The organism is Sporosarcina jiandibaonis, from assembly GCF_013184495.1.
In the GTDB taxonomy this organism is placed as follows: Bacteria; Bacillota; Bacilli; order Bacillales_A; family Planococcaceae; genus Sporosarcina; species Sporosarcina jiandibaonis.
Genome location: NZ_JAAOIY010000008.1, coordinates 59,172 through 81,881, shown reverse-complemented (window position 1 = coordinate 81,881; position 22,710 = coordinate 59,172). Strand labels below are relative to the sequence as shown.

25 protein-coding genes and 1 riboswitch are annotated in these 22,710 nt (G+C 38.4%); of the genes, 11 read left to right on the top strand and 14 right to left on the bottom strand.

The window, feature by feature from the left end:
- Positions 1 to 14 precede the first annotated feature (14 nt).
- A riboswitch (cyclic di-GMP riboswitch) is annotated at positions 15 to 98 on the top strand.
- Between the two features lie 58 nt (positions 99 to 156).
- The 5 genes from G8782_RS16830 to G8782_RS16815 all read left to right on the top strand — a co-directional run bounded on the left by G8782_RS16830 (position 157) and on the right by G8782_RS16815 (position 4,033).
- On the top strand, positions 157 to 564 hold the full coding sequence (locus tag G8782_RS16830) for a hypothetical protein (protein WP_172373353.1): 408 nt from the start codon (positions 157 to 159) through the stop codon (positions 562 to 564).
- Positions 565 to 675: 111 nt separating this feature from the next.
- A complete protein-coding gene (locus G8782_RS16825) occupies positions 676 to 1,698 on the top strand; it encodes a DUF5305 family protein (RefSeq protein ID WP_172373351.1) in 1,023 nt (340 codons plus the stop codon).
- Complete coding sequence (locus G8782_RS16820) at positions 1,685 to 3,394, top strand: sensor histidine kinase (protein ID WP_172373349.1); 1,710 nt, start codon at positions 1,685 to 1,687, stop codon at positions 3,392 to 3,394. The genes G8782_RS16825 and G8782_RS16820 overlap by 14 nt, the downstream gene beginning before the upstream one ends.
- 1 nt (position 3,395) lies before the next feature.
- Positions 3,396 to 3,584: a response regulator gene (locus tag G8782_RS18735; protein WP_343035091.1), complete on the top strand. Its 189-nt coding sequence runs from the start codon at positions 3,396 to 3,398 to the stop codon at positions 3,582 to 3,584.
- Entirely contained in the window at positions 3,557 to 4,033 is a 477-nt protein-coding gene (locus tag G8782_RS16815; protein WP_343035090.1) for a LuxR C-terminal-related transcriptional regulator, read from the top strand. Before G8782_RS18735 ends, G8782_RS16815 begins: the two co-directional genes overlap by 28 nt.
- Before the next feature lie 58 nt (positions 4,034 to 4,091).
- Here G8782_RS16815 and G8782_RS16810 read toward each other — a convergent pair whose 3' ends face one another.
- The 4 genes from G8782_RS16810 to G8782_RS16795 form a co-directional block, all read right to left on the bottom strand.
- On the bottom strand, positions 4,092 to 5,498 hold the full coding sequence (locus G8782_RS16810) for a SpoVR family protein (protein WP_172373347.1): 1,407 nt from the start codon (positions 5,496 to 5,498) through the stop codon (positions 4,092 to 4,094).
- Entirely contained in the window at positions 5,498 to 6,664 is a 1,167-nt protein-coding gene (yhbH, locus tag G8782_RS16805; protein WP_172373345.1) for a sporulation protein YhbH, read from the bottom strand. The genes G8782_RS16810 and yhbH overlap by 1 nt, the downstream gene beginning before the upstream one ends.
- A gap of 135 nt (positions 6,665 to 6,799) precedes the next feature.
- On the bottom strand, positions 6,800 to 8,695 hold the full coding sequence (locus G8782_RS16800) for a PrkA family serine protein kinase (RefSeq protein ID WP_172373343.1): 1,896 nt from the start codon (positions 8,693 to 8,695) through the stop codon (positions 6,800 to 6,802).
- 150 nt (positions 8,696 to 8,845) lie between these two features.
- Positions 8,846 to 9,820 (bottom strand): 2-hydroxyacid dehydrogenase, encoded by a 975-nt coding sequence (locus G8782_RS16795; protein WP_172373341.1) that lies wholly within the window; start codon positions 9,818 to 9,820, stop codon positions 8,846 to 8,848.
- Between the two features lie 165 nt (positions 9,821 to 9,985).
- Here G8782_RS16795 and G8782_RS16790 point away from each other — a divergent pair, with 165 nt between their 5' ends.
- The 3 genes from G8782_RS16790 to G8782_RS16780 all read left to right on the top strand — a co-directional run bounded on the left by G8782_RS16790 (position 9,986) and on the right by G8782_RS16780 (position 14,708).
- Positions 9,986 to 11,383: a purine-cytosine permease family protein gene (locus G8782_RS16790; protein WP_172373339.1), complete on the top strand. Its 1,398-nt coding sequence runs from the start codon at positions 9,986 to 9,988 to the stop codon at positions 11,381 to 11,383.
- A gap of 418 nt (positions 11,384 to 11,801) precedes the next feature.
- On the top strand, positions 11,802 to 13,061 hold the full coding sequence (locus G8782_RS16785; RefSeq protein ID WP_172373337.1) for a TolB domain-containing protein: 1,260 nt from the start codon (positions 11,802 to 11,804) through the stop codon (positions 13,059 to 13,061).
- A gap of 105 nt (positions 13,062 to 13,166) precedes the next feature.
- Positions 13,167 to 14,708: a Na+/H+ antiporter NhaC family protein gene (locus tag G8782_RS16780; RefSeq protein WP_172373335.1), complete on the top strand. Its 1,542-nt coding sequence runs from the start codon at positions 13,167 to 13,169 to the stop codon at positions 14,706 to 14,708.
- Between the two features lie 55 nt (positions 14,709 to 14,763).
- Here G8782_RS16780 and G8782_RS16775 read toward each other — a convergent pair whose 3' ends face one another.
- Together G8782_RS16775 and G8782_RS16770 are read right to left on the bottom strand one after the other, a co-directional pair.
- Positions 14,764 to 15,369, bottom strand: a complete 606-nt coding sequence (locus tag G8782_RS16775; RefSeq protein ID WP_172373333.1) for a class I SAM-dependent methyltransferase — start codon at positions 15,367 to 15,369, stop codon at positions 14,764 to 14,766.
- Between the two features lie 241 nt (positions 15,370 to 15,610).
- Positions 15,611 to 15,856 (bottom strand): hypothetical protein, encoded by a 246-nt coding sequence (locus tag G8782_RS16770; protein ID WP_172373324.1) that lies wholly within the window; start codon positions 15,854 to 15,856, stop codon positions 15,611 to 15,613.
- 465 nt (positions 15,857 to 16,321) lie between these two features.
- Between G8782_RS16770 and G8782_RS16765 the strand changes: the two genes are divergently transcribed.
- Both G8782_RS16765 and G8782_RS16760 read left to right on the top strand, forming a co-directional pair.
- Positions 16,322 to 16,468, top strand: coding sequence for a YjcZ family sporulation protein (locus G8782_RS16765; protein WP_172373322.1), 147 nt, complete (start codon positions 16,322 to 16,324; stop codon positions 16,466 to 16,468).
- Positions 16,469 to 16,501: 33 nt separating this feature from the next.
- Positions 16,502 to 17,209, top strand: a complete 708-nt coding sequence (locus G8782_RS16760; RefSeq protein ID WP_172373314.1) for a class I SAM-dependent methyltransferase — start codon at positions 16,502 to 16,504, stop codon at positions 17,207 to 17,209.
- Between the two features lie 63 nt (positions 17,210 to 17,272).
- On the opposite strand, the gene G8782_RS16755 is transcribed toward G8782_RS16760, so the two are convergent.
- A complete protein-coding gene (locus G8782_RS16755) occupies positions 17,273 to 18,124 on the bottom strand; it encodes a DUF2268 domain-containing putative Zn-dependent protease (protein ID WP_172373312.1) in 852 nt (283 codons plus the stop codon).
- Positions 18,125 to 18,270: 146 nt separating this feature from the next.
- On the opposite strand from G8782_RS16755, the gene G8782_RS16750 reads away from it, so the two are divergent.
- Entirely contained in the window at positions 18,271 to 18,522 is a 252-nt protein-coding gene (locus G8782_RS16750; protein ID WP_172373310.1) for a hypothetical protein, read from the top strand.
- Between the two features lie 148 nt (positions 18,523 to 18,670).
- Here G8782_RS16750 and G8782_RS16745 read toward each other — a convergent pair whose 3' ends face one another.
- The 7 genes from G8782_RS16745 to G8782_RS16715 form a co-directional block, all read right to left on the bottom strand.
- On the bottom strand, positions 18,671 to 19,525 hold the full coding sequence (locus tag G8782_RS16745; protein WP_343035094.1) for an STAS domain-containing protein: 855 nt from the start codon (positions 19,523 to 19,525) through the stop codon (positions 18,671 to 18,673).
- Positions 19,526 to 19,940: 415 nt separating this feature from the next.
- Complete coding sequence (locus G8782_RS16740) at positions 19,941 to 20,318, bottom strand: hypothetical protein (RefSeq protein ID WP_246231729.1); 378 nt, start codon at positions 20,316 to 20,318, stop codon at positions 19,941 to 19,943.
- 31 nt (positions 20,319 to 20,349) lie between these two features.
- Positions 20,350 to 20,499 (bottom strand): hypothetical protein, encoded by a 150-nt coding sequence (locus G8782_RS16735; RefSeq protein ID WP_172373306.1) that lies wholly within the window; start codon positions 20,497 to 20,499, stop codon positions 20,350 to 20,352.
- On the bottom strand, positions 20,477 to 20,713 hold the full coding sequence (locus tag G8782_RS16730) for a hypothetical protein (protein WP_172373304.1): 237 nt from the start codon (positions 20,711 to 20,713) through the stop codon (positions 20,477 to 20,479). Before G8782_RS16730 ends, G8782_RS16735 begins: the two co-directional genes overlap by 23 nt.
- A gap of 203 nt (positions 20,714 to 20,916) precedes the next feature.
- On the bottom strand, positions 20,917 to 21,585 hold the full coding sequence (gene wrbA / locus G8782_RS16725) for an NAD(P)H:quinone oxidoreductase (RefSeq protein ID WP_246231727.1): 669 nt from the start codon (positions 21,583 to 21,585) through the stop codon (positions 20,917 to 20,919).
- 48 nt (positions 21,586 to 21,633) lie between these two features.
- Positions 21,634 to 22,056 carry a DoxX family protein gene (locus tag G8782_RS16720; protein ID WP_172373302.1) on the bottom strand — a complete coding sequence of 141 codons (423 nt, stop codon included), beginning with the start codon at positions 22,054 to 22,056 and terminating at the stop codon, positions 21,634 to 21,636.
- Between the two features lie 422 nt (positions 22,057 to 22,478).
- Entirely contained in the window at positions 22,479 to 22,649 is a 171-nt protein-coding gene (locus G8782_RS16715; RefSeq protein ID WP_172373300.1) for a hypothetical protein, read from the bottom strand.
- Positions 22,650 to 22,710: the final 61 nt, after the last annotated feature.

Sequence of the window (22,710 nt, the reverse complement as noted above, 5' to 3'; positions counted from 1 at the left end):
ACGTATAGTCGCATAATATTATCGGAAACTGTGAAATACGTCCTTTATATGGGCACCTTGGGCGTATGGAGTAACTGGTGCAACCGGCCTAATTAACATTGGACAATCCTGTCTAAAGTTAATTAGGCTTTTATTATGAATATAGGAGGAGCACTATTGAGATTAATTGTTTCGTTGTCCGTCATTTTTATTTTCATGTCATTATTGGTGGTGCATTCCACTAGTTTTTCTACCACAAAAGTAAAAAATGAAGCAACTCTGTCTGTTACCACCGAATCGAATGCACTTATTGCAATTTCCTACACGAACGGTAAAAAGTTTGAGATTCGTAATAACACTAATCGAACCATCGTAGTGGAAAATGTTGAATTAATGAGTGAAACAAAGAACGACATAATTAATGTAAATGTTCCATTTTCCCTTACACCAGGAAGTAGTCGAGAATTGAATATTACCGCTGATCCAAAAGAGTTGACCGGCAAGGTTATAGAAGTGAAAACCCACTGGAATGGTGGCAGCGCTATCGTAAAGTCTACAATACCAAATTTACAAGAGAATAAATAATTGGGGTGATAGGAATTGGACTCGTATACACCTTTAAATAGTTGGTTGAAGACTAATGTAAAAGCTATATTTTATGCTTCGCTATTATTATTTGTTATATCGGCGGGGGTTATGATTCTCTCTTTATTACAACCATTAACGACCGCGAGTGAAATCAATGACAATATCGCACATCTGGAAACTAACTACGATTACAAAGCGACAATTACTCGTAATGTCCTTTATCCAAAGGGCGGAACAATTGATGTTGGGGATACAATTTTCACTAAAATCACAACGGCAATTCCTTTTCATTTAATAACCTTAATGTCATTGGACCATGAATCTACAATAAAAGGTTCCCATGAAGTTCAACTAGTTGTTGATGCTGGCGGACTTTGGAACAGAGTATTCCCTTTGGAATCTAAACAATTATTCGACTTAACGGGAACCGAGCTTGCAGTTATTGACAAACCTTATCAAATTAAATTGAATGAAATTACTACTTTCATTGCCCAAGTTGAAGAAGAAACAGGAATTAGAGCAGACCAATATACGATTGAAGTTATTCCTAACATCGAGGGAACGATTTCCTACGCCGGAAAAACTGAGTCCATTCCAGAACTAGGGAGTTTAGTCTTTCAATTAGCTAATGATGAATTGATATTGTTAAGTGAAAAATCGTTTAATACTGTAGCACCATTTGTTTCGACAGAAATCCTGACGAATACATTCAATTTCTTTGGAAGCAGCCTTTCATTAAGTCATGTTCGAGTAATCAGTTCCATTTTATCGATATTGACGTTTCTATCAGTAATTTATCTCTACACTATCTTAATGGTTTCCCGTAAAAAATCATCTTCAACACAAGTCGATAAAATCAATAAAAAATACGGCAATCGAATCATCCCGGTATCGCAAAAAATTAATTCCGACGAAAAAACAATGATCACGCTCCAATCGTTCAAATCAATCATTCAGATTGCTGATGAAAAAGAACTGCCGATCTTTTACCACCGGATTCATCAAGACGGAAGCGCATTGTATTTTATAACCGATGGAGATTACTTGTACAAATATGAAACAGTTAAATTGACGATAGCACGTAGTACCGAAGAAATTCTAGATGGTGATGAAGCTTATGCAAAAGGTTAATCAGCTTTACCAATTCATTAGTAGTAACCCGTCTAGCAAGGGTCGTTTAGTGCTCTTGTTTAGATTCAGTTCACTTGTATTAACATCATTCTTTTTTTTACTAGGACCACAGTCTCCATTTATTTTCAAAGCTCTTGTCGTTGCTGCGCTTGTTGTAGCTGCCGGTATTTTAACTGATTTACAAAAGAAGCATGCTAGAAATGATAAGGTTCTAAGACTTATAGTATTAACTGAAACAATCGGGTTGACATTATTGTTGATTCCAACTGGGGGTATTTCCAGTCCTTTTATCTGGTATGCGCTAAATCCTGTGATTGTTGCGGCAAGTTTTCTTACGCCATTATTTTGTTGGGCTGCATTAACTTTTTATCTCGGAAGCGCCACTTTAATTGCTTACTTGTTATTTCCGATTGACAGCATGGTTGCAATCTTGCAAGATAATTCGTATTTCTACCTTGTTTGTTTATTAATAACATTACTTGCGAGTTTGTTTTCCGGTCTGACGAAAGAATTAAGTTCGAAAGCAGCCGTCTTGAAAGAACAGCATGAGGAACTGTTGATTGTAAATAAGGAACTGATTGAAATGAATGGAAAATACGAGGAAACACTCGACCACATCATGTCCCTTTATCATTTAATGGATAATTTTTCTTCCAAAAGCAGTCCTCAAAAACTGGTTGATGAAATTACGACATCTTTGCTGAAATTTACGCAAAGTGATGCCACGTTCGTTTGGTTAACTGATAAAAATCACGCCACCAGCTATCTTTCCACATCCAGTCATATTACTCACCTTGAGGATAGTCTTAAACAACAATGGATTGCCATCAGAGGTAAACGGGAGCCATTTATTCAAACCTTGAATAATAAATTCTATTTGATGGGCTTAATCAGAACCTCTAGGAAAATTGGGGTTCTGGGTGTTCAAATTTCAAGTTCGAGTATAGATAATCTCCCATACCTGCTTAAAAACACATTTGAGTTTTTAACCGAACTTGGTGAAATCATGCTTGAAAGAATTTATTTGGATCAAATCATCGAGCAAACCGTGATTATCGAAGAACAAAACAGGATTGCAAATGAAATTCACGATAGCGTGTCACAGCGATTGTTCGGCATTGTTTACTCCCTTCACGGTTTGCAGGCTAAAAGTCAACAACTTTCAAAAGAGCAATTAAATGAGGAATATCAATTTCTTTCACAATCAGCCAATTTAACCATCAAAGAACTTAGATCGGCAATATTTCGTTTGAGTTCAATTAAAAAAGGAGAAAAACCATTTCTTGCTCGCTTAAGAACTTATTTAGATGACTTTGCCCAGCTCAATGATATTCATATCGATTATCAAATTTCGGGAAGTGAGATAGGGATTCCTGCCGAATTAAAACAAGGGCTTTATCGAATCATTAGTGAAGCTTGCGGGAATGCGGTGCGCCACGGGGAGTGTCATATCATTCACGTTCAATTAGATTTCTCTGCAGACAAAACCGTATTAGTTATCCAAGACGACGGAGTTGGTATTGATTCGCTTAAAATTAAAGACAAAAAAGTAAAAGGTATCGGCTTATACAATATGCAAAATATTGTTCGTTCTTTTAACGGTAAATTCTCAATCACTGAAAGGCACCAGGGGGGTACAGAAGTAATTGTAGACATTCCATATACAACGAAAATAATGCAGGAGGTAATCGGCTAATATGAAAGTTGTCATCGTGGACGATCATCCGTTGGTTCGAAAAGGTCTAAATACAATACTTACTTTAGAAGGCATGGATGTAGTCGGTGAAGCAAGGAATCATAAAGAAGCAATTGGACTTTTTAAACTAAGAAAGCTAATTTGGCGTTGGTGGACCTTCGTTTGGGTAGTGAATCCGGTTTGGATTTAATTGCGGAAGCACTTCCACTGAAACTGGGTTGTAAATTCATCGTCTTAACTTCTTCTACTGACGAAGCTGATTTTAAACGTGCGAAAGAAATAGGGGTCGATGGCTATGTGTTAAAAGAAGCTCTGCCTGAGGAACTCATTCATGCATTAAGGGTAATTGCTAGAGGACGTAAATATTACGATCCGGGCGTAATGGATTTATTAATCGAAGCAAGGGATCCTATCAAGGTTGATGGTCAATTCGAACAGTTGACGCCAAAAGAAAAAGAAGTATTGCTAGAATTGGGGATGGGCCATTCCAATAAAGAAATCTCGCAGAAATTGTATATTACGGAATACACCGTAAAAAAACACGTCAGTCAAGTGCTCGCAAAACTTAACCTCGCAGATCGGACTCATGCCGCCTTATATGCCAATGTGAAAGGATTAGTCACCTACGTAGTCAATTAAAAAATAATGCCCATTTGTGAAACGCCGGAAATTCGTTTCGCAAATGGGCATTTCGTATTTAAATATAAGCGCGGTGGACCTTTTTTCCGCCATATGAAAAGATTACCTTCCTTCTATTGACAGTGGTTTCGATGTGAACGATGCGTCCCCATAATTGGTAAATATACGGAAGGACATTTTCCAAATAGTTGATATCGAGTTCGGTTTTCTCATAGCGATGTTCCAAATAGAGTTCTCCATTTCGCAAGTAATCCCCGTCTTTCACGACGATGTATGGGAACCCTCCATTCACCCGCATATTGATGAGCTGGTCTCTCACACCTTCATATTCCTTGCTTGTAATTTGATATTCTTTCCCCTTTTTTTCAAACAAATAAAGATCTTCTTGTTGGACAAGTTCCTTTGTTAGGTAATTGCGGATAAAGGAAATATCCGATTCAACTTCCCTCACCTCAAATATTTTTTCCCGGCCGCTATTCGGCTTAGCCCCGTATTTCATCATTTCATCGGATGGTTGGTTGTATCGTTTCTCGATGTCTTCAAATATTTTTAAGCCCAAATAATACGGATTGATACTCGTTTTTGACGGTTGAACGACATCTGCATTCAACTTTGCAAATTCGATCGATTCGTCCGACGTCAGCTCCATCTCCCGTAAGATACGTTGGTGCCAAAACGAAGCCCACCCTTCATTCATGATCTTCGTTTCAAGTTGAGGCCAAAAATATAGCATCTCTTCCCGCATCATCGTTAAAATATCGCGTTGCCAATCTTCCAGTTCGCGACTATGTTGCTCGATGAATAACAAAATATCTTTCTCAGGTTTGGGCGGGTTTTTCTTTCTGCTTTGACTCGGTTCAATCGCTTCGTCTTCTTGTTCATCTAATCCCCACAAATCATCGTATGGACCTTTTCGACTAACCTTTTTCTTATCGGCTTCATCTTTCAGTTCTTCAGCGGCTCTATCCCTCTTAATAATCGATGGATCAATATGTTCTTGAATCGCTAATACCGCATCTAGAAAACGCTCTACTTCATCTTTCCCATGAATCACTTCATACCGCGCGATTCGTTCAGCCGTAGCCGTCATGCTTTCCACCATGTCAGACCTTGTATTCGAGAAGCGTACATTGTTTTTAAAAAAATCGCAGTGCGCAAGAACATGGGCAATGATAAGCTTATTTTGAATCAAGCTATTCGTGTCCAATAAAAATGCATAACACGGATTCGAATTAATGACGAGTTCGTAGATTTGACTTAATCCGAGATCATAATGCAATTTCATTTTATGAAACTGTTTCCCGAAACTCCAGTGAGTAAATCGTGTCGGCATGCCGTATGCGCCAAATGTATAAATAATATGAGCAGGGCAAATTTCATAGCGCATCGGATAAAAATCAAGACCGAAACCGGAGGCAATCTCTGTAATTTCATCGATTGCGTAATGCAGCGATTTTAACTCCATTAATCGAATCCTTCCGATTTATTTTGGAAAAAGCTTTTTAGTGCATGATAGACGTCGCGATTTTCCTTTAAGATGTAATGCCGAAATTTTGGGTTTTCAATTTTTTTATACGTATTCATCAAGGTTGAATAGCGACTATAGGCATTGACTTCCCCGTAGCCGAACATATTCGATACCTCCATTAATTTTCCAACGAGATCGATGCATAAATTATTGTCGGACGACATATTTTCACCATCTGAAAAATGAAACGGATAAATATTATACCTGGCTGGATTGTACTTTTCTTCAATAAGTTTCAAAGCAGTTAAATAAGCGGATGAACATCTTGTGCCCCCACTTTCACCTTTTGAAAAGAAGTCTTCCTCAGACACGACTTTCGCTTCCGTATGATGGGCAATAAATTCAATTTCCACGGTTTCGTATTTAGTGCGCAGGAAGCGAGTCATCCAAAAGAAGAAGCTCCTGGCAATATATTTTTGAAAGGTCCCCATTGATCCACTCGTATCCATCATCGCAAGTACCACGGCTTGAGATTCCGGATTTTCCACCACATTCCAGGTTTTGAAACGCAAATCGTCAGAATGGATTGGCGAGATTTCTGCTTTTCCATTAATTGCATTACGTTTGATTGCCGTTAATATCGTTCGTTTTTTATCGATATTACCGATAAGTCCTTTTTTTCGAATATCATTAAATTCAATATCCTCGGAAACGATCTCAGTTTGCTCTTTCTCCTCCAAATCAGGAAGTTCTAGTTCTTTGAACAGGACTTCCTCGACTTCTGTCATGGATATTTCAGTTTCATAATAATCTTGACCTGGTTGATCGCCCGCTTCTTTCCCTTGCCCCGAACCGCTGGCTGGTTTTTCGCCGCTGCTTGCAACAACGTCGCCTATTTGACTGTCGCCATCGCCCTGGCCCACATGCTTTGACTTATCATTATCGTAACGAATTTTATACTCATCTAATGAACGAATTGGAATTTTGATGATTTCTTGCCCATTCGATAATATGATGCTTTCCTCGCTGATCAAATCCGGCAAGTTATTTTTAATCGCTTCTTTCACTTTCTCCATATGGCGATCCTGATCTTGATAACCTTTCCGATGAAGAGACCAATTTTCCTGTGAGACAATAAAAAGATCGTTTTCTTTCTTGTTCATTTTATCCTCACCTACTATCCTTTAAGAGTTTATAACGGATACTTTCTTCATCATATGCAAGTACAAACAAGTAATTTCCTATATGAAAAAACAAGACTACTTGAAAAAGATAGTCTTGTTTTCCAAAAGAGGAACTTAGCGATTTAATAAACTTCCAACATAGCGCAATAATTCATTGGCCGAAATTGAATTGTACCCATACTCATTTATCAAGCTCGCAACGACTTCGTTTATCTTTTTTAGTTGCGATTCATCTGGCGTTTGGGAGGACGTTGTAATTTTTACAATATCTTTTAAATCCGAGAATAATTTCTTTTCAACCGCTTCTCGCAAACGGGCGTGGGAATTGTAGTCGAAACGAGTCCCTTTTCTTGCATAGGCGGAAATTCGAATCAGAATCTCTTCCCTGAAAGCTTTTTTCGCATTTTCCGATACGCCAATTTGTTCTTCGATTGAACGCATGAGTTTTTCGTCCGGATTCATTTCTTCCCCAGTGAGCAAGTCCCTCATCTTATTTTTATTGCAGTAGGCTTCTACATTGTCCAGATAATTGTCAACTAACGTTTTAGCCGACTCCTCATACGAATAAACGAAAGCTTTTTGAACTTCTTTCTTCGCGATATCGTCGTACTCGCGTCTCGCAATTCCGATGAAGTTCAAATACCTTTCACGGTCTTCATTTGAAATGGATGCATGTTGATCGAGGCCGTCTTTTAAAGAACGCAAGACATCAAGCGCGTTGATCGCCGGGACTTCCTTTTGAATGATCGCCGATGAAATCCGATTAATGACATAGCGCGGATCTATCCCATTCATGCCTTCATCCGGAAACTCTTTCTTCAAATCTTCCACATTCACGCGGTTAAATCCTTCTACGTTTTCCCCATCGTAAAGGCGCATTTTCTTAACTAGATCGACGCCCTGCTTTTTCGAATCTTTTAATCTTGTCAATATCGAAAAAATAGCGGCAACTCGTAATGCATGCGGCGCGATATGAATATGATCCATTTCGCTATCTTTAATCATTTTTTCATAGATCCGTTCTTCTTGATGCACTTTCAGATTATACGGGATTGGCATCACGATAATTCTTGAATGGAGCGCCTCATTTTTCTTATTTGAAATAAAAGAGCGGTATTCCGTTTCATTCGTATGCGCTACAATTAACTCATCAGCACTGATCAAAGCGAATCTTCCAGCCTTGAAATTTCCTTCTTGCGTCAATGATAATAAAAGCCATAGAAATTTTTCATCCAACTTCAGCATTTCTTGAAACTCCATGATGCCTCGGTTGGCTTTGTTCAATTCGCCGTCAAAACGGTAAGCGCGCGGATCCGATTCTGAACCAAACTCTGCAATAGTCGAAAAGTCGATGCTGCCCGTCAAGTCCGCGATATCTTGGGATTTAGGATCAGAAGGCGTATACGTTCCGATGCCGACTCGTTTATCTTCCGCGAAAAAGATTCGTTTCACAAGTACATTTTCAATTTGTCCATCGTACTCTTGTTCAAGCCTCATGGCGTTTAATGGCGACAAATTCCCCTCAATTCGAATCCCATACTCTTCGTAAAAGTCGTCACGTAAATGCATCGGGATTAAATGAAGCGGATCTTCGTGCATCGGGCAACCCTTAATCGCATATACTGCGCCCTCATCTGTTTTAGAATATTGTTCAAGTCCACGTTTTAGCATCGTGACAATTGTCGATTTACCACCGCTGACAGGTCCCATTAATAATAGAATTCGTTTTCGGACATCAAGTCTTTTGGCAGCTGGATGAAAGTATTCTTCTACAAGTCGTTGAATAGATTCTTCCAATCCGAAAATTTCTTCCCCGAAAAAGTTGTATGATTTACCGCCATCAGTTTCAGTCACCCCAGCGCTTTTTATCATATTATAGACACGTGAATGTGCGGTTTGGGCGACTTCTTTTCTTTCCTTCAACAAGTTTAAATACTCTTCGAATGTGCCCTCCCATTGAAGTCTGTCTTCTTCTTCTCTGAAATTCTTTACTTTATCTAATATACCCATTATATCCCCCTCCATTTAGGGTATGGTTTATACATAGTATGCAAAGGGGATTTTTATAATTCCGAAGCTTGCTTTATATAAAAGAGAAAACACTGATTCGATTGCCTAAAGCAAACTAATCAGTGTTTGTAATTTGTTTAGTTTATGCCTTTAATTAACTACCGGATCAATCGGCCCTTTACCGGTCAGAACAGCGACTAAGTTTTCGGCGGCTCGCATCGCCATCGCTTCTTCTGTTTTTGCCGTTGCTGAACCGATATGCGGAACTGTAACGACATTTGGAAGCTTGAGTAAGGGATTGTCTGGTGCGACCGGTTCTTTTTCGAATACATCTAAGCCGGCGCCTAAAATCTTTTTATTTTCCAATGCCCTAATAAGTGCTTGTTCATCCACTGTCTGTCCGCGCGATACATTTATAAAGATTGCCGTTTCTTTCATTAATTTAAATTCCTCTTCTCCAATCAAGTGGAAAGTATCTTTAGTTAATGGGGTCATCAATAATACATAATCCGACTTTCTTAATAGTGCATCTAAATCACAGTATTCTGCGTCGTATTTCTTTTCAGCATCGGCGTTTCGATTGCGATTATGGTAAATTATATTCATATCAAATCCGAACTTTGCCCTTTTGGCTATCGCTTCTCCGATTCTGCCCATTCCTATAATTCCCAGCGTAGTACCGTGTACGTCTTTTCCGTACAAATCAACATAATTGGTTTTATGCTCCCAATTTCCTTCCTTGACGAAACGATCCAATTCTGGAATGCGCCTTGCGGTAGCTAATAGAAGGCCGAATGCCAAGTCAGCGACAGTTTCATTCAAAACATTCGGGGTGTTTGTTCCGATGACATTGTGTTTAGTCATCGCCGCCAAATTGAAATTATTGTAGCCAACCGAAACATTGCTGACAACTTTCAGTTGCGACGCATGACTTAGTAATTCCTCATTAATCGGTCCGGTCATGCTTCCAGAAGTATATAGCCCTTCAACTTCTGCAATTTCTTCTATTAAGATATTTGTAGGAACTCGCCCATTCCCATCCCATTTATGAATCTCGCAATGTTGCGCTATGAAATTTTCGACACTTTCAGGTATGGGATATGCAATATAGACTTTTAGTTTCAACTAATTACCTCCTGATTCAATTCTAGAAGTTTCTGATAATTATACCATAAATGTATCTACTATTTGATAGATATTTTATATTTTGTTAGTATTATATAGACGAATTGTAGTGTATTAAAAAAACGAGAGAGAGGTCGATAATGAAATTCAGGAGATGATATCTATATGGGCTCTGTCCAAGTTAATCAAAATGAAACAGTAGAGACACAAGATGATTACTCATTAGATCGAGTCCCGCGTTCAAAAAGAACTATGGGCTGGATTAGTATTACAAATATCACGTTCGGGATAGCTACTGCTATCTTTTATTTTCAAATGGGCAGTGTGATGGCGCTTCAATTCGGAGCTATTAATGCGATTATTTCTTCCATTTATGCAATTATTGTTGCCGGTATATTAGGGACTTTTATTGCCTACTTTTCTGCGAAGTCCGGCATGAACGTTAATTTACTGTCAAGAGGCGGCGGATTCGGCTATATAGGTGCATCGCTTACCTCTTTCATCTATGCAACGAACTTCATTATGTATTGTGCTTTTGAAGGTTTAATACTCGTCTCAGCGGTCCACGCATTTTTCCCTCAAATACCACAATGGGTTTACATCGTTTTCTTTGGATCGATTGTCATCCCGTTAAATTGGTTCGGAATAAAACAATTAGACAAAATACAAAAATGGTCGTTACCGATTTTCGGTATCTTTTTAATTACAGCGATTGTTGTTTCTATTTATACGCCATCCGTTTACGAAGGAAGTTTTTGGACATACATGCCAGAAGGCGTTCAAGTCGGCGGGACAGCGTTACTTCTATGCATAGGAATGCACCATGGAATAATGGGTCTAACCGCTCTTCTAGCGTCCGATTATGCGAGATTTCTTAAACCTGAGGATGTAAAATTAGGCTCTATCGCCATTGGATTTATTCCGCAAATTTTCTGTTTCGGAGTCATGGGCGGTTTAGGAATCTGGTTTGGTGTTCGTCTTGGAGAATCGAATCCCGGCATATACATCGTCATGCTCCTTGGTGTAGGCGGCGCTCTATTTACGATGCTGACGCAAGTAAGGATCAACGTAACGAACATTTATAGCGGCTCTTTATCACTATCAAACTTCTTTGAAAACATCTTCAAGTTTACACCAGGCAGACGTTTTTGGGTTGTCGTGACGGGCGTAACCGCAATGGCATTAATGCTCGGCGGTATCGTCGATCATTTGGATACGGCGATGACGTTCCAAGGCGTCTTTTTACTTTCTTGGGCAGCGATTTTAGTAAGTGACGCCCTAATCGTGAAAAAGTTATTAAAAATTGGTCCTCGCTATTATGAGGCGCGGCAAAAGTATCTGTATAAATGGAATCCGGTCGGCGTTGTATCGTTAATCGTTGCAAGTGGTCTAGGTACAATTGCTGCATTAGGATACATGGGGACATTTTTACAAAGTACTGCAGCATTTTTCGCGGCAATTTTAGCGGCTATACTCACGATTTTGATTGCATTGATCACTAAAGGAAATTATTATATCTCAGAAGAACCGATTGATGTTCCAAAAGAAGATTATATTGCCTAATCAATTATTACCTGTTGATTTACTTCTTCTATAATGTTTATCTATCAATGAATAATACTTCTCATACTACACAATTCGTTTCATCGTCCTTTCTCCGTATTCAGTTCATAATCATTGGAGTGAGTGAATATGATTTATAGATACCAGGATGAAGGGGTGAACTTTTGGCGAAATGCAAGAAATGTGGCGCACCGAAAAGCGTAAGTAAATCTTGCAAAAAATGTGCTTAATACGCTGCCTATCCTATTCATAGATCTAGCTCATATTGAATTGAAAAACTCTAATGATCAATAAAAATTAATCCGTTTTTTAAAAAAGCTCAAGCAGAAGCATTGCTTGGGCTTTTTGCATATTTGAAAAATAAACATGCTTAATTTTTCAGTTACGGGAAAACATAGTTGCTAAGAGGTGATTTTTTATGTTCAAACGAATTCAGGTACTGATTATCTTGTTTTTGATGTTCCCTGCAATTATTCATGCGGATACAAGCAGTTCGAGTGTCATGGTAGCGTTTGTTAGAGACGGTCATTTGTGGATACAAGTCAATGACAAGGAACAAAAATTGACGGCTAAAAAAGCGTCTTACAGCTATCCGCCCCAGTGGTCGTACGACGGAAAAATGCTTCTTTATCAAAAAACTGTAACTGGAAACATAGATGACTCTAAAAAAACGTCAAATGAGTTATGGGTATATGATTTAATAACAAAAAAACATCAGAAAATCTTTTATGACGGCCAAAATCCGAAATGGTCTCCGACGGAAAACATTATCGCATTTAGTGATGATGGCGTATTAAATATTTCGGATTTGAAAAAGTTCTATAATATCGCTTTAGGCGTAAATGATTATGTTTGGCAACCTGACGGAAAAGGGTTCATTGCATCGTCCAGCGCTTCGCTGCGACCCGATGGATGGACCAATCCTATCTTGTTTGCCATATCGATTGAAGAGGGTTATAAAGACATCCCCGACTTGACACGGCATGTAACAAAACTTTTCACAATCCCGCAAGAGGTGGGAATAGGAAATGCAAAAATCCCTGCAATTAGTGCGGGATCTTTTGATTTTTCTCCAAATGAAAAATGGTTGTCATTCATTATCTACCCTACCGGCTCATTTTCGATGGATAGCGATATGCTTAGCGTGATCTCGGTTGACGGAACAGGATTTGAAGTGATTGACGAGGTCATTCCCGATTTTGAACCGAAATGGGCATCTCGAACAAATTTACTCGGATATATTGCTGGCGGCGGCCGGATTGTCTTCGGTTTTAAGAATAAGGATTTAAAAGTAACGGAACTCCCCGCTTACTATAGCGAAAGTCTTACACCCGAAAATTATGCGGAGTTAGGGTTCACATGGGTTACAGACGGTTCGCTAATTGTTTCGAGAGTGAAGGAAAGCGATTGGTCAAATGATCCAAAAAAGCGTCCGAAACCTTCCCTTTACTATGTGTCGCTGGCGAGCCAGAAACAGCAGGAAATTACAACGCCTCCAAAAGGGAAAGGCGATTATAATCCACAGTTTTTACGCTCATCTATGAAAATTACTTGGCTCAGAAAAAGCGATATTGCGGAATTGAAAGGAGATTTATGGATAGCTGATTCTAACGGTGCCAATGCGCGGGTATGGATTGAAGACATTGAGCTGTACAGCTTTTATTCGCCATATAAATAGAAGAAGTTAATAGCCAGCGAAATCGCCGGCTATTTTTTCATGAAATAAAGTTCAGCACCAACTCATAGGATAACGAAAGCAAATGGACTAGCAAGGAGGAATGGGATGGAAGCAACTTGGTGGTCGATTGTCCCTCCGCTTCTGGCAATCACTTGTGCAATTCTTACGCGCGAAGTAATCATTTCGCTGTTACTCGGCGTGATAAGCGGTGCGCTAATTTTAGCCAACTTTTCGCTCACCGGCGGATTAAGCGATTCATTTCAAACGATTTTCACACAAGTGGCCGACCCGGAATGGACAACACCGATACTCATCTTCGCTTTAATGCTGGGCGGAGTCACGGCTTTATTGTCAAAATCAGGCGCGACAGAACAATTCGGCGTATGGGCGATGTCCAAAGTAAGGACGCGTGTGGGCGCTCAGCTCGTTACGATGGTCACTGGCTATGCAATTTTTATCGACGACTATTTTAATAGTTTGGCAGTCGGACAAATTGCACGGCCGATTACAGACAGCCACGGGGTCTCAAGATCAAAACTAGCCTATTTAATCGACTCGACCGGAGCTCCGATTTGTGTACTGATTCCTTTATCGAGTTGGGGCGCTTATATCTTTTCCTTGCTTGCAGAGCCGATTAAAACGTATGGTCTAGGGCATAGTCCGGTATCCGCTTTTTTCAGCGTTTTGCCAGCAAATTATTATGCCATTGCGTCACTGGTGTTGGTTTTCCTAATTATTTGGTTCCGGGTGGATTTTCCGTTAATGAGAAAACATGAACAAAGAGCAGCGGACGCACTTAGGAATGAACAAAAATTAAAAGTAGTAGCCATAAAAGTTCCATTCACTCAATCATTAGATTTACTGTTACCAATACTCACGATGATTATCGGTACGATTCTTTTTTTCTTGAACTCCGGCGGTTATTTTAATAGCGGTGTTAGTTTAATCGAAGCGTCTGGCGAGGGCAATATTACGTTATCTCTAGTTTATGGGGTTGTTGTATCCGTTGTTTTAGCTGCGTTACTTTATATTCCAAGGAAAAAATTGAAAGCGAAAGAGTTTTTGTCGACTTTTACAAAAGGCATGGAAAGCATGCTCGGCGGGGCTATGATTCTAGTACTTGCTTGGTCAATCGGTGATATCGTCGGTCGCCTGGAAACTGGACAATTTTTAGCTTCCTTGGTTGAAGGAAATATCCCGATGTGGGTGATTCCGGGGATTTTGTTTGTGCTGGGTTGTATGATGTCGTTTGCAACGGGAACGTCCTGGGGAACTTTCGCCATCATGATTCCGATTGCCGCAACGGTTGTCGGCTCGACAAATCCAGAATGGATACTGCCAGCAATTGGCGCTGTAATGGCGGGTGCAGTCTTTGGGGATCATTGCTCACCGATTTCCGATTCAACAATTTTGTCCGCAATTGGTGCCGAATGCGAGTTAATGGATCATGTTTCCACTCAGATTCCTTACGCATTGACCGCAGCCTTCACTTCACTGATCGGCTATATCGTGTTTGGGTTAACTTCGATCGTATGGCTTGGATTAGCAGTGAATATCTTAGCATTAGTTGGCATTTTACTCATATTGAAGCGGCGAACGGAACCAGTATTGGATGTGTTTGTAGAAGAGGAAATTGTCCAAAGTTGAACAACTAATCCCCCAATCGAAATCATCGATTGAGGGATTTTTATTTTATTGCGAATTAATTTCCATGGCGATAAATCAAAAATCGTTCGTCATTATTAATTTTATAAAGTCCTGGAATTTGAATTTCACGATACAAATTAAATGGCGTACATAATTCGAGGTATTCAACATAATCAGGAATTGGATAATAAAGAATGATATCGACTTCGCGAGGGTGTTGTTCTACCGACCTTAAAATATTATTTACAGTCTTCATGAATATCTCTATTGAAAAAGGATTGAAAAAGTAAAATCGGTTTTCCCGTTCATCCACAGTATATTCCTCCGCTTTGCAACAGCTCACCCGGATTGCGGGACTTTTCCCTTTTGATTTCTGTAAGTAATGGGTCATGTTCGTAAGTGCCTTATGGTAAAGTTGGTCATTCATCTCAATTCCCGTTATCGGAACATTAAAGCGACTATGCGCATAAAACATGACGCGGCCTTTTCCACATCCATAGTCGACAAGACCGTCTGTTTTCTTTAATGTGTATGTATCAAAGAGTGCATCTAATACGATATACGGCGTTGCCTCGTAATGATTATAATGATCGGATTGACTTGGTTCCTCACTTAAACCGGTTGTATTGATTCGAAGCAGACGGTCGCTATTCTTGGTCATGTAAAAATCCTCCTGAAATATTTCTCATAAAAAGCACCAGTCCACAAGACTTTTGACTAGTCTTAGAGAAACTGGTTATGTTGAGTTTTTCTAATTTTAGTTACCCGAACCGGAAAATAAATTAGATTAAGTATGTATTTACCTATCGATTGTAGCACATTTAGTAGGAGAGATGTCTTGTATACCGAAACCAAAACAAATGCAATACAGTATGCAGCTGTTACACATAAAAGAGCAACGATTACTCGTCACTCTTTTCGAATGTATTTTTAGAACTGCTATATAGCCCGCTTGCAGAAAGTCCAAGCATCGCACCGACTAGCACGCCTTGTTTCCAATCAAAATCGGTAACGTATACTACACCTATCGCAATACCGATAACTAACGCAATAAACGGCAATAATTTCTTACTAACCCCTGCTCTTTTAAACACTTCTACAATCCCCAAAATCAGAGGAATTATAATTACATCATAAAGTTCAAACATATCATCACCTCTTCTCCTTTTTGTATTTTATGTGTGACATGTCCTTCTGAGAACGGCTTATGTTCGGAAGTTTAATGATTGCACCTGGCGCAATAAGGACTATCTCTATCTCTATCTCTATCTCTATCTATATCTATATCAACCTTAAACACAAATAACCCCGTCCATATTTTAGGACGAGGTTAAAAATACTTTATTGTAATGAATGGATCTTCTAAAAAATCGTCTGAATCAAATAAATAACTAACGGTCCCAACATCACGATAAACATAGCCGGGAAGATAAATAGCAACATCGGAAACACCATTTTAACCGGAGCTTTCATGGCTTGCTCTCGCGCCATTTGTGTTCTTTGTTCCCGTATTCGATTAAGATTTCTTAAAGAAAGTTTTTTCCCATCTGCCCTGAGATTTCCTAAATCGCCTCATATCCTATATATATGTCAATAGGAAAGGGGTGGATAGAATGTCTTCTGAAATCGAAAAGAAAGTTGGCAGCTTTGGATGCGGCTCGGGATTTGCCTTGATCGTTGTATTATTTATCCTGTTGATCATTGTTGGTGCAGCTTTTGTTGATCATGGTTTTGACGGAGGTCATGGCTATTGCTACTAAGTCGTAAAAGTAGTAAAACCAGGAGAATACCTAATGCACAATAGTTATATAGACTTAGTAGCTAATTTCGGAATTGGCGGTGCACATCCTGGCGGGTTTTCTCTGACACAGTCCATATTGGAAGATGAAAATATTCAACCCCGTGAATCTGTGTTGGATATCGGTTGCGGAACCGGTCAGACAGCCGCATTCTTAGCTCAAAGATTCAAGTGTCAAGTGACTGCAGTAGATAATCATTCAGTCATGTTAAAAAAAGCAAGAAAACGCTTCGAAAGCTCTGACTCTTCTATCTTAGTAATTGAAGGAGATGCACAAAGTTTAAATCTGATGGATAATTCCTTCGATTTAATAATAGCGGAATCCGTCATTTCTTTTACGAATATTTCCAAGACGCTAAACGAACTTTCCAGAGTTTTAAAAAGTGGCGGACGAATGATTTTGATTGAAATGACGGCTGAACAATCCTTGCCGTTAGAGGTACAAAATAAAGTATGCAGCTTGTACGGTATTAACGAAATTCTAAATGAACAAGAGTGGAAATCGAAGCTACAGCAAGCCGGTTTTTCACAAATTGAAATAATCGATACTCCCTCTGGACTTATCCAAACCGATATTACTGATATTAATCAATCGGAAAATATAAATATGGACCTCTATGATGTATGGGAAGAGCATAATCATTTCATCACTCAAAACCATGATTACATTGGCTTTCGTGCGTTTCGATGTCAATTGCTGTAAATACAAAAACAATCTTTATTCTAGACAACGATCTAGAATAAAGATTGTTTTATTTTTTATTGACTAATTGGCAGGAAACTTAGAACCTGCAATTAGTTCATCAGACGTCTTTTGGTACAATTCATATTTGTTAAAGGGCCCGTTATTCATTTGGAATGAATTAACAATTTGATAACCTATATGATATCCAATCCATTTAGGAAAAGGGCTTCTCGCTTTGCCATATAAAAAAACTTGATGATTATCAGTACCCAATAAATTCAATTTTGGAATGAAGTATTTAGTCCATATTCTGATTGAATCTTTAAATGAATAGAGATCAGTCCATGGCGCCAGCCACTTTTCACCGTATAATTCTTTGATTGCAAACTCCCCAAAACCTTCAATGATTAGCGAATCCTTTAATGGGATTTTTTTAGACTCTAATCCTAAATAATTTAGTCGACAAACATGATTGTATTCATGCGCTAATAATGCTTTTATTTCTTCCACCCTAAGCCCGCCGGATAAAAATAAAAACAATGCTCCTTTATATGCGACACCGTTTTTCGTAGGAGCTTGCTCTTTCTTATTGAGAATCACATTGTTTAATGGATAAATATAGATTGCTACCTCTGGACCTTTCCACAAAGTTTTTAATAACTGATATTCCTGACCGACAATTTTCCAGATACTTTGTTTCTCCAATATCTCCACTTGATTTCTAATATCCGCCCATTTATCAGGATCAAATAATCCATGATTTAGAAGCTCATATTGCAATTCTTCCGGTTTTATTTCAGGAAACGGCTCTACGATTGGTGCACAGAGCATCTCACATTGAAGGGCATATGGACTTTCACTCGATTTTTCCGCACATGCACAAAGAAATTTATATAGCCATTTTTGTGTTTGGATAACTGACGAGGCTCTCATCCTTTATGTTTTTTCTAAATGAATGATTAGACCCGTAATTACTGCAAATTAGGACGGGTCTAGACGTTTATCTATTACACTGCATTATTTGTATCATATGTTAACTGTACATGCTATGTGTAAATATGATTGAAAGGAGGAAAATAATGTCTCAAGCTAATTTTTATGATCTTTGTCGCAGATATCATGGAAGAAATGTGAGAATTACTTGTCGTGATGGTCGGGTTTATAGAGGAGAAATTACTAGAGTAACTCGCGATATGGTCTGGATTAGACCTTTTGATGGTCTTGGCGGATATGGATTAGGATTCGGCGGATTTGGATTTGGGGGATTTGGAATTGGGATTGCTCTTGGTGCAATTACGGGCATAGTCCTAGCCTCGGCATTTTTTTGGTAAACCTGCTATTGAAACCGAAAGTATAATAAAGTCAAGTTGAACTATACCCCGAATTACGAGCCCTTTTCAAGGTGGGCCGTATTTAGGATATAGTTCAGATAGGCTATTTCGGTATAGAGATTTATTAGAACTGGTGCCTTACATATTGCTAATCTTGATTTTTATGTAATGCTAACGAGTATTCTTCACTAAGCGCTTGCTGTAAGGAAGCATGTGTATCGATATCGGAAAAATTCAATCCTAACTGGACTGCTGTTTGAGCAAGCTCCGGACGGATTCCGGTTAATGTCGTATTTATCCCGAGTAAATTTAATACTTGTATCAGTGGATTGATTTGCTGCACAACCATTGTATCGATTTCAGACACACCCGACAAATCAATGAATAAGTGGGTGAGATCTAATTCAACACATTTTGGAGGGATATAATCCAAAAACCCTTCCCCGCGAAACGTATCAATATTTCCGATTAGCGGCAACACGCCATTCAATTCATTAAGTTTTATAATTGGAAAACTCAATTCTTCTATTAAACCTTGCTGCATCTTAAGTCTTCTGTTCATAATTTCATAATACATATGGGAGAAATCAATATACAGTTCATCGAAAGCCAAATGGATTGAAATTCCCCATCTTAACAAATCATCTGGGGTTACTTCTTCCCCTTTCATTTTCGCAAATTTCTCTATGAATGACCAGTACGTTTGCCTGGCTTTACTCAGAGCCCCCAACACTTCCGGTACAGACGTATTGCTGTTCACTCTACTTTCAGCCACTTCACGAGCCCATGTTTCTTTATTGGATTCAAATATCTGTCTATCATTCAAAAGTATGCTGGTGACAGTCATATTAGTTAAACGGTTTTGTTCGCGAAGTAATGCTTCTGCAGTTTCACCAGCATCCATGGAATAGATGGATCCTCTATTTTCCTCACGCAGGGAAAGCCATTTGTCCGATATAGCTGTCATATTTGCTAGTAGGTAATCATAAAGTTGCTTATCCATTGCACTCAATTATCTTCACCCTTTTAATTTTATTTCTCTATTTGATTCATGTTATTTTATTATATCATTAAATCATAAAAGTGTTGATTACACCCTAATTTAAACAATCCTATTGCGAATATAATTGTTTATCAATGTAACAATGAATTTTGTTAGGCATATTACAACGTTTCACTTAATTTCACACTATAATACCGCATCGATTTGAGATTCCCTTTTATTTCAAAAACGCCATTGAATATAAGATGTCTGATTGATTCAACAGCGTATTCTTTGCTTCGGCGCAAGATTGCTTTTTTACGGATTGAGCTAGTTCATCCATCATTGATGCATCCCCCTGACTATTCTTGCGAAGATATTAAAGACCGTAGTTTCTCGCTCATTTTTTTCGTGGCAAAATAAACTGCATCATCTCCTAAATACATGAACATACTTTTTTCATCTTCCTTGCCCAACCATAAATGCATAGCATGAGTTGGCAATTGGCAATTGGCAATTGACTATTGCCTTTTGCTACGTATACAACCATTACATCATATTCAGGTTCCGTCACGTCAACTATTCCCACTTGTTTTCGAGCGGTAGCGATTGCCTCTTCGAATAATGTAATGGATTCGTCATTAGAAAATGAATGAAGAATGTCTTCATTCATTCCATCAAATTCATTTGATTTTGAAAGTTTAATTTCTGCAACCTTTTCTTCTAAAAGAGACATCGTTTCTGCCTGATGTAATTGACAACCGACTAAAACCGTTATAAGTAAAGTAATGCATAATGAAAATACTGGCTTCATAATAAATGCCCCTCTGATTGAAATTAGTAGTTTACTGAATCTTTGGCACTTGAAATATAACGTATTTTCCTGTCCACATTCCACCTTCGACAATTATTTCTTCACTCTCTTTTTCGAAAAAGAATCCCGCTCCCATTTGTTCTTTGAAAACCCATCCTCTACTTTCCATCATTTGCTTCATTTGCATTTCCTTGATTCATTTTCGAGATATACCACTCATAACCATTTTCTTCCGTCAATTTTATGATGGTATCATTAGAGGCTTTCCCCATTTTAACGACTTCACGCTTGGATACTGACTCTATAGGCAAGGCGGGATAATAACTTTTAAAATAAAATAACATTCCTAATCCAATTAATATAAGTACCAATATAATTACGATCAGCTTTTTCAAACAATCCTCCACCTTTCAAATTCACATCATTCCACTCTTCTTGATTATCACCATTCATTAATTTGATAAAACTTACTATATATACGTTCTCATCGACTAATATGTTTCATTAATCGGAAAGTCTTTCATTAATTACTTATCAATCTAAGGATAAATAGAAAAAACTGAATCCGTTATTGGATTCAGTTCACTTTAAACACTTATTATTGATTCGCTTTTTTAACCCATTGTGCAACTGTAACTGTACGTTTAGCTTGATGTTTAACCGCTGCCTCTACATCTTCAACCATTTTCCCATCTTGATCTACTGTCACACTTGTTCCATAAGGGTTTCCACCCGCGCCAAATATTACAGGATCTGTATAACCTGGAGATGCAATAATAGCGCCCCAATGATGCATGCTTGTATATAGCGATAATATCGTCGCCTCTTGTCCGCCATGAGGGTTTTGTGCGGAAGTCATTGCACTTACTACTTTGTTTGCAAGCTTTCCATTAAACCATAACCCCCCTGTTGTATCCAAAAACTGCTTCAATTGTGAAGGCATGTTACCAAAACGAGTAGGTACACTAAAAATAATTGCGTCCGCCCATTCAAGGTCATTTAAAGTTACTTCCGGAACATCTTTTGTCGCTTCAATATGTGCTTTCCAACCTTCATTTCCATCAATGGCTGATTGAGGAGCAGTTTCAGGGACTTTTAAAACTTTTACTTCAGCACCAGCTTCTACTGCTCCCTCTTCAGCCCATTTTGATAATTGATAATTTGTCCCGCCTGTACTGTAATAAACCACAGCCAATTTTACTTTTGGCATTATTTTCTCTGTTTCCTCTATTGATTGGCCGCCAAATAATTTAGATAAAAAACTCATTTAATTACTCCTCCTATTGATTTTTCCAGTTGAAATCTACATTTGTTATTAGGCAGCTTTTGTTAAGTCTTTCGAATCTTTTTGAGAAATGAATTGACTTACTGATAATAACTTACTGCCATTGATGGCTAGATAGATTGCCATTGCTAAAAATGCTAGATCGAGCTCATACCCCGCCATTTCTCCATTTCCTAATAAACCTACCGCGAGCTTAACTTTCAGTATTGCGCCAACCATAATGATTGCAATCAGGGCAGATACAAATCGGGTTCCTAAGCCAATGACTAATGCAACTCCGCCAACTAACTCAATTAATGCCACAACATACGCGATAACTCCTGGTATGCCAATGCTATCAAACCATCCTACAGTATTACCTATTCCTCCCTGGAATTTCACTAACCCATGAATGAAAAATAATACACCTAATGTTACACGTAAAATAAGAGCTCCTAATCCATTTTTAATCATAACTAACTTTACCTCCAAATATTTTTTATTTTAACAAGCCTTAATCCAAATGCTTCTGCATAAATCTGTGATGCAAATATATTCCATCCAACCTCAGTGTTTTTTTACACCATTGACGCGAACAAACAAATCAATTTCATTTTTACCTCGAACTCAAGGTATTTTTCCACAAAAAAATTATGCTTCCCTGATTCGCTCTTGAATTGATTAGCTTGTTCTCATTACTACTGATACACGTGGTTCGCACATTTTCCCTTCATATGATTACCTCCAAAACAACTACCTCGAATCCAAGTATCTTGAACTCAAGGTAATATTAACACGTTTTTTTTAGCATGTCAACATTCTCTTTGTTTTACTTTTAATAACGAAAAAATCATCCCCCAAAAGAATACTTTTCAGGAATGATTAATTACATTGTATTATTCAGTTATAGACTTTGCAATTATTTTATCACCATTTCTATTAACTACTTCTTTTTCAACATGACTACTATAATCAGCATGTCTTTCTTGTATAAATATCATTGCCAAACCACCCAATACAGCAACTACTCCAATCGCCGCAAAGTTAAATTGTGGCGAAAGCTTCATTGTTAATAACAATCCAATTAGGGTTGGCGCAACAATTCCCCCATACGACCAAAGCCCATCG

Coding starts and splice junctions, on each gene's coding strand:
- G8782_RS16775 (WP_172373333.1), bottom strand. CDS start 15,369: ATGACCAAGAATAGCGACCGTCTGCTTCGAATCAATACAACCGGTTTA.
- wrbA (WP_246231727.1), bottom strand. CDS start 21,585: ATGAGTTTTTTATCTAAATTATTTGGCGGCCAATCAATAGAGGAAACA.
- G8782_RS16715 (WP_172373300.1), bottom strand. CDS start 22,649: ATGAAGCTTTCGCCACAATTTAACTTTGCGGCGATTGGAGTAGTTGCT.
- G8782_RS16720 (WP_172373302.1), bottom strand. CDS start 22,056: ATGATTAAAAATGGATTAGGAGCTCTTATTTTACGTGTAACATTAGGT.
- G8782_RS16780 (WP_172373335.1), top strand. CDS start 13,167: ATGGAAGCAACTTGGTGGTCGATTGTCCCTCCGCTTCTGGCAATCACT.
- G8782_RS16800 (WP_172373343.1), bottom strand. CDS start 8,695: ATGGGTATATTAGATAAAGTAAAGAATTTCAGAGAAGAAGAAGACAGA.
- G8782_RS16735 (WP_172373306.1), bottom strand. CDS start 20,499: ATGAAGCAAATGATGGAAAGTAGAGGATGGGTTTTCAAAGAACAAATG.
- G8782_RS16740 (WP_246231729.1), bottom strand. CDS start 20,318: ATGAAGCCAGTATTTTCATTATGCATTACTTTACTTATAACGGTTTTA.
- G8782_RS18735 (WP_343035091.1), top strand. CDS start 3,396: ATGAAAGTTGTCATCGTGGACGATCATCCGTTGGTTCGAAAAGGTCTA.
- G8782_RS16785 (WP_172373337.1), top strand. CDS start 11,802: ATGTTCAAACGAATTCAGGTACTGATTATCTTGTTTTTGATGTTCCCT.
- G8782_RS16745 (WP_343035094.1), bottom strand. CDS start 19,525: ATGGATAAGCAACTTTATGATTACCTACTAGCAAATATGACAGCTATA.
- yhbH (WP_172373345.1), bottom strand. CDS start 6,664: ATGAACAAGAAAGAAAACGATCTTTTTATTGTCTCACAGGAAAATTGG.
- G8782_RS16770 (WP_172373324.1), bottom strand. CDS start 15,856: ATGTTTGAACTTTATGATGTAATTATAATTCCTCTGATTTTGGGGATT.
- G8782_RS16825 (WP_172373351.1), top strand. CDS start 676: ATGATTCTCTCTTTATTACAACCATTAACGACCGCGAGTGAAATCAAT.
- G8782_RS16790 (WP_172373339.1), top strand. CDS start 9,986: ATGGGCTCTGTCCAAGTTAATCAAAATGAAACAGTAGAGACACAAGAT.
- G8782_RS16765 (WP_172373322.1), top strand. CDS start 16,322: ATGTCTTCTGAAATCGAAAAGAAAGTTGGCAGCTTTGGATGCGGCTCG.
- G8782_RS16750 (WP_172373310.1), top strand. CDS start 18,271: ATGTCTCAAGCTAATTTTTATGATCTTTGTCGCAGATATCATGGAAGA.
- G8782_RS16820 (WP_172373349.1), top strand. CDS start 1,685: ATGCAAAAGGTTAATCAGCTTTACCAATTCATTAGTAGTAACCCGTCT.
- G8782_RS16760 (WP_172373314.1), top strand. CDS start 16,502: ATGCACAATAGTTATATAGACTTAGTAGCTAATTTCGGAATTGGCGGT.
- G8782_RS16810 (WP_172373347.1), bottom strand. CDS start 5,498: ATGGAGTTAAAATCGCTGCATTACGCAATCGATGAAATTACAGAGATT.
- G8782_RS16755 (WP_172373312.1), bottom strand. CDS start 18,124: ATGAGAGCCTCGTCAGTTATCCAAACACAAAAATGGCTATATAAATTT.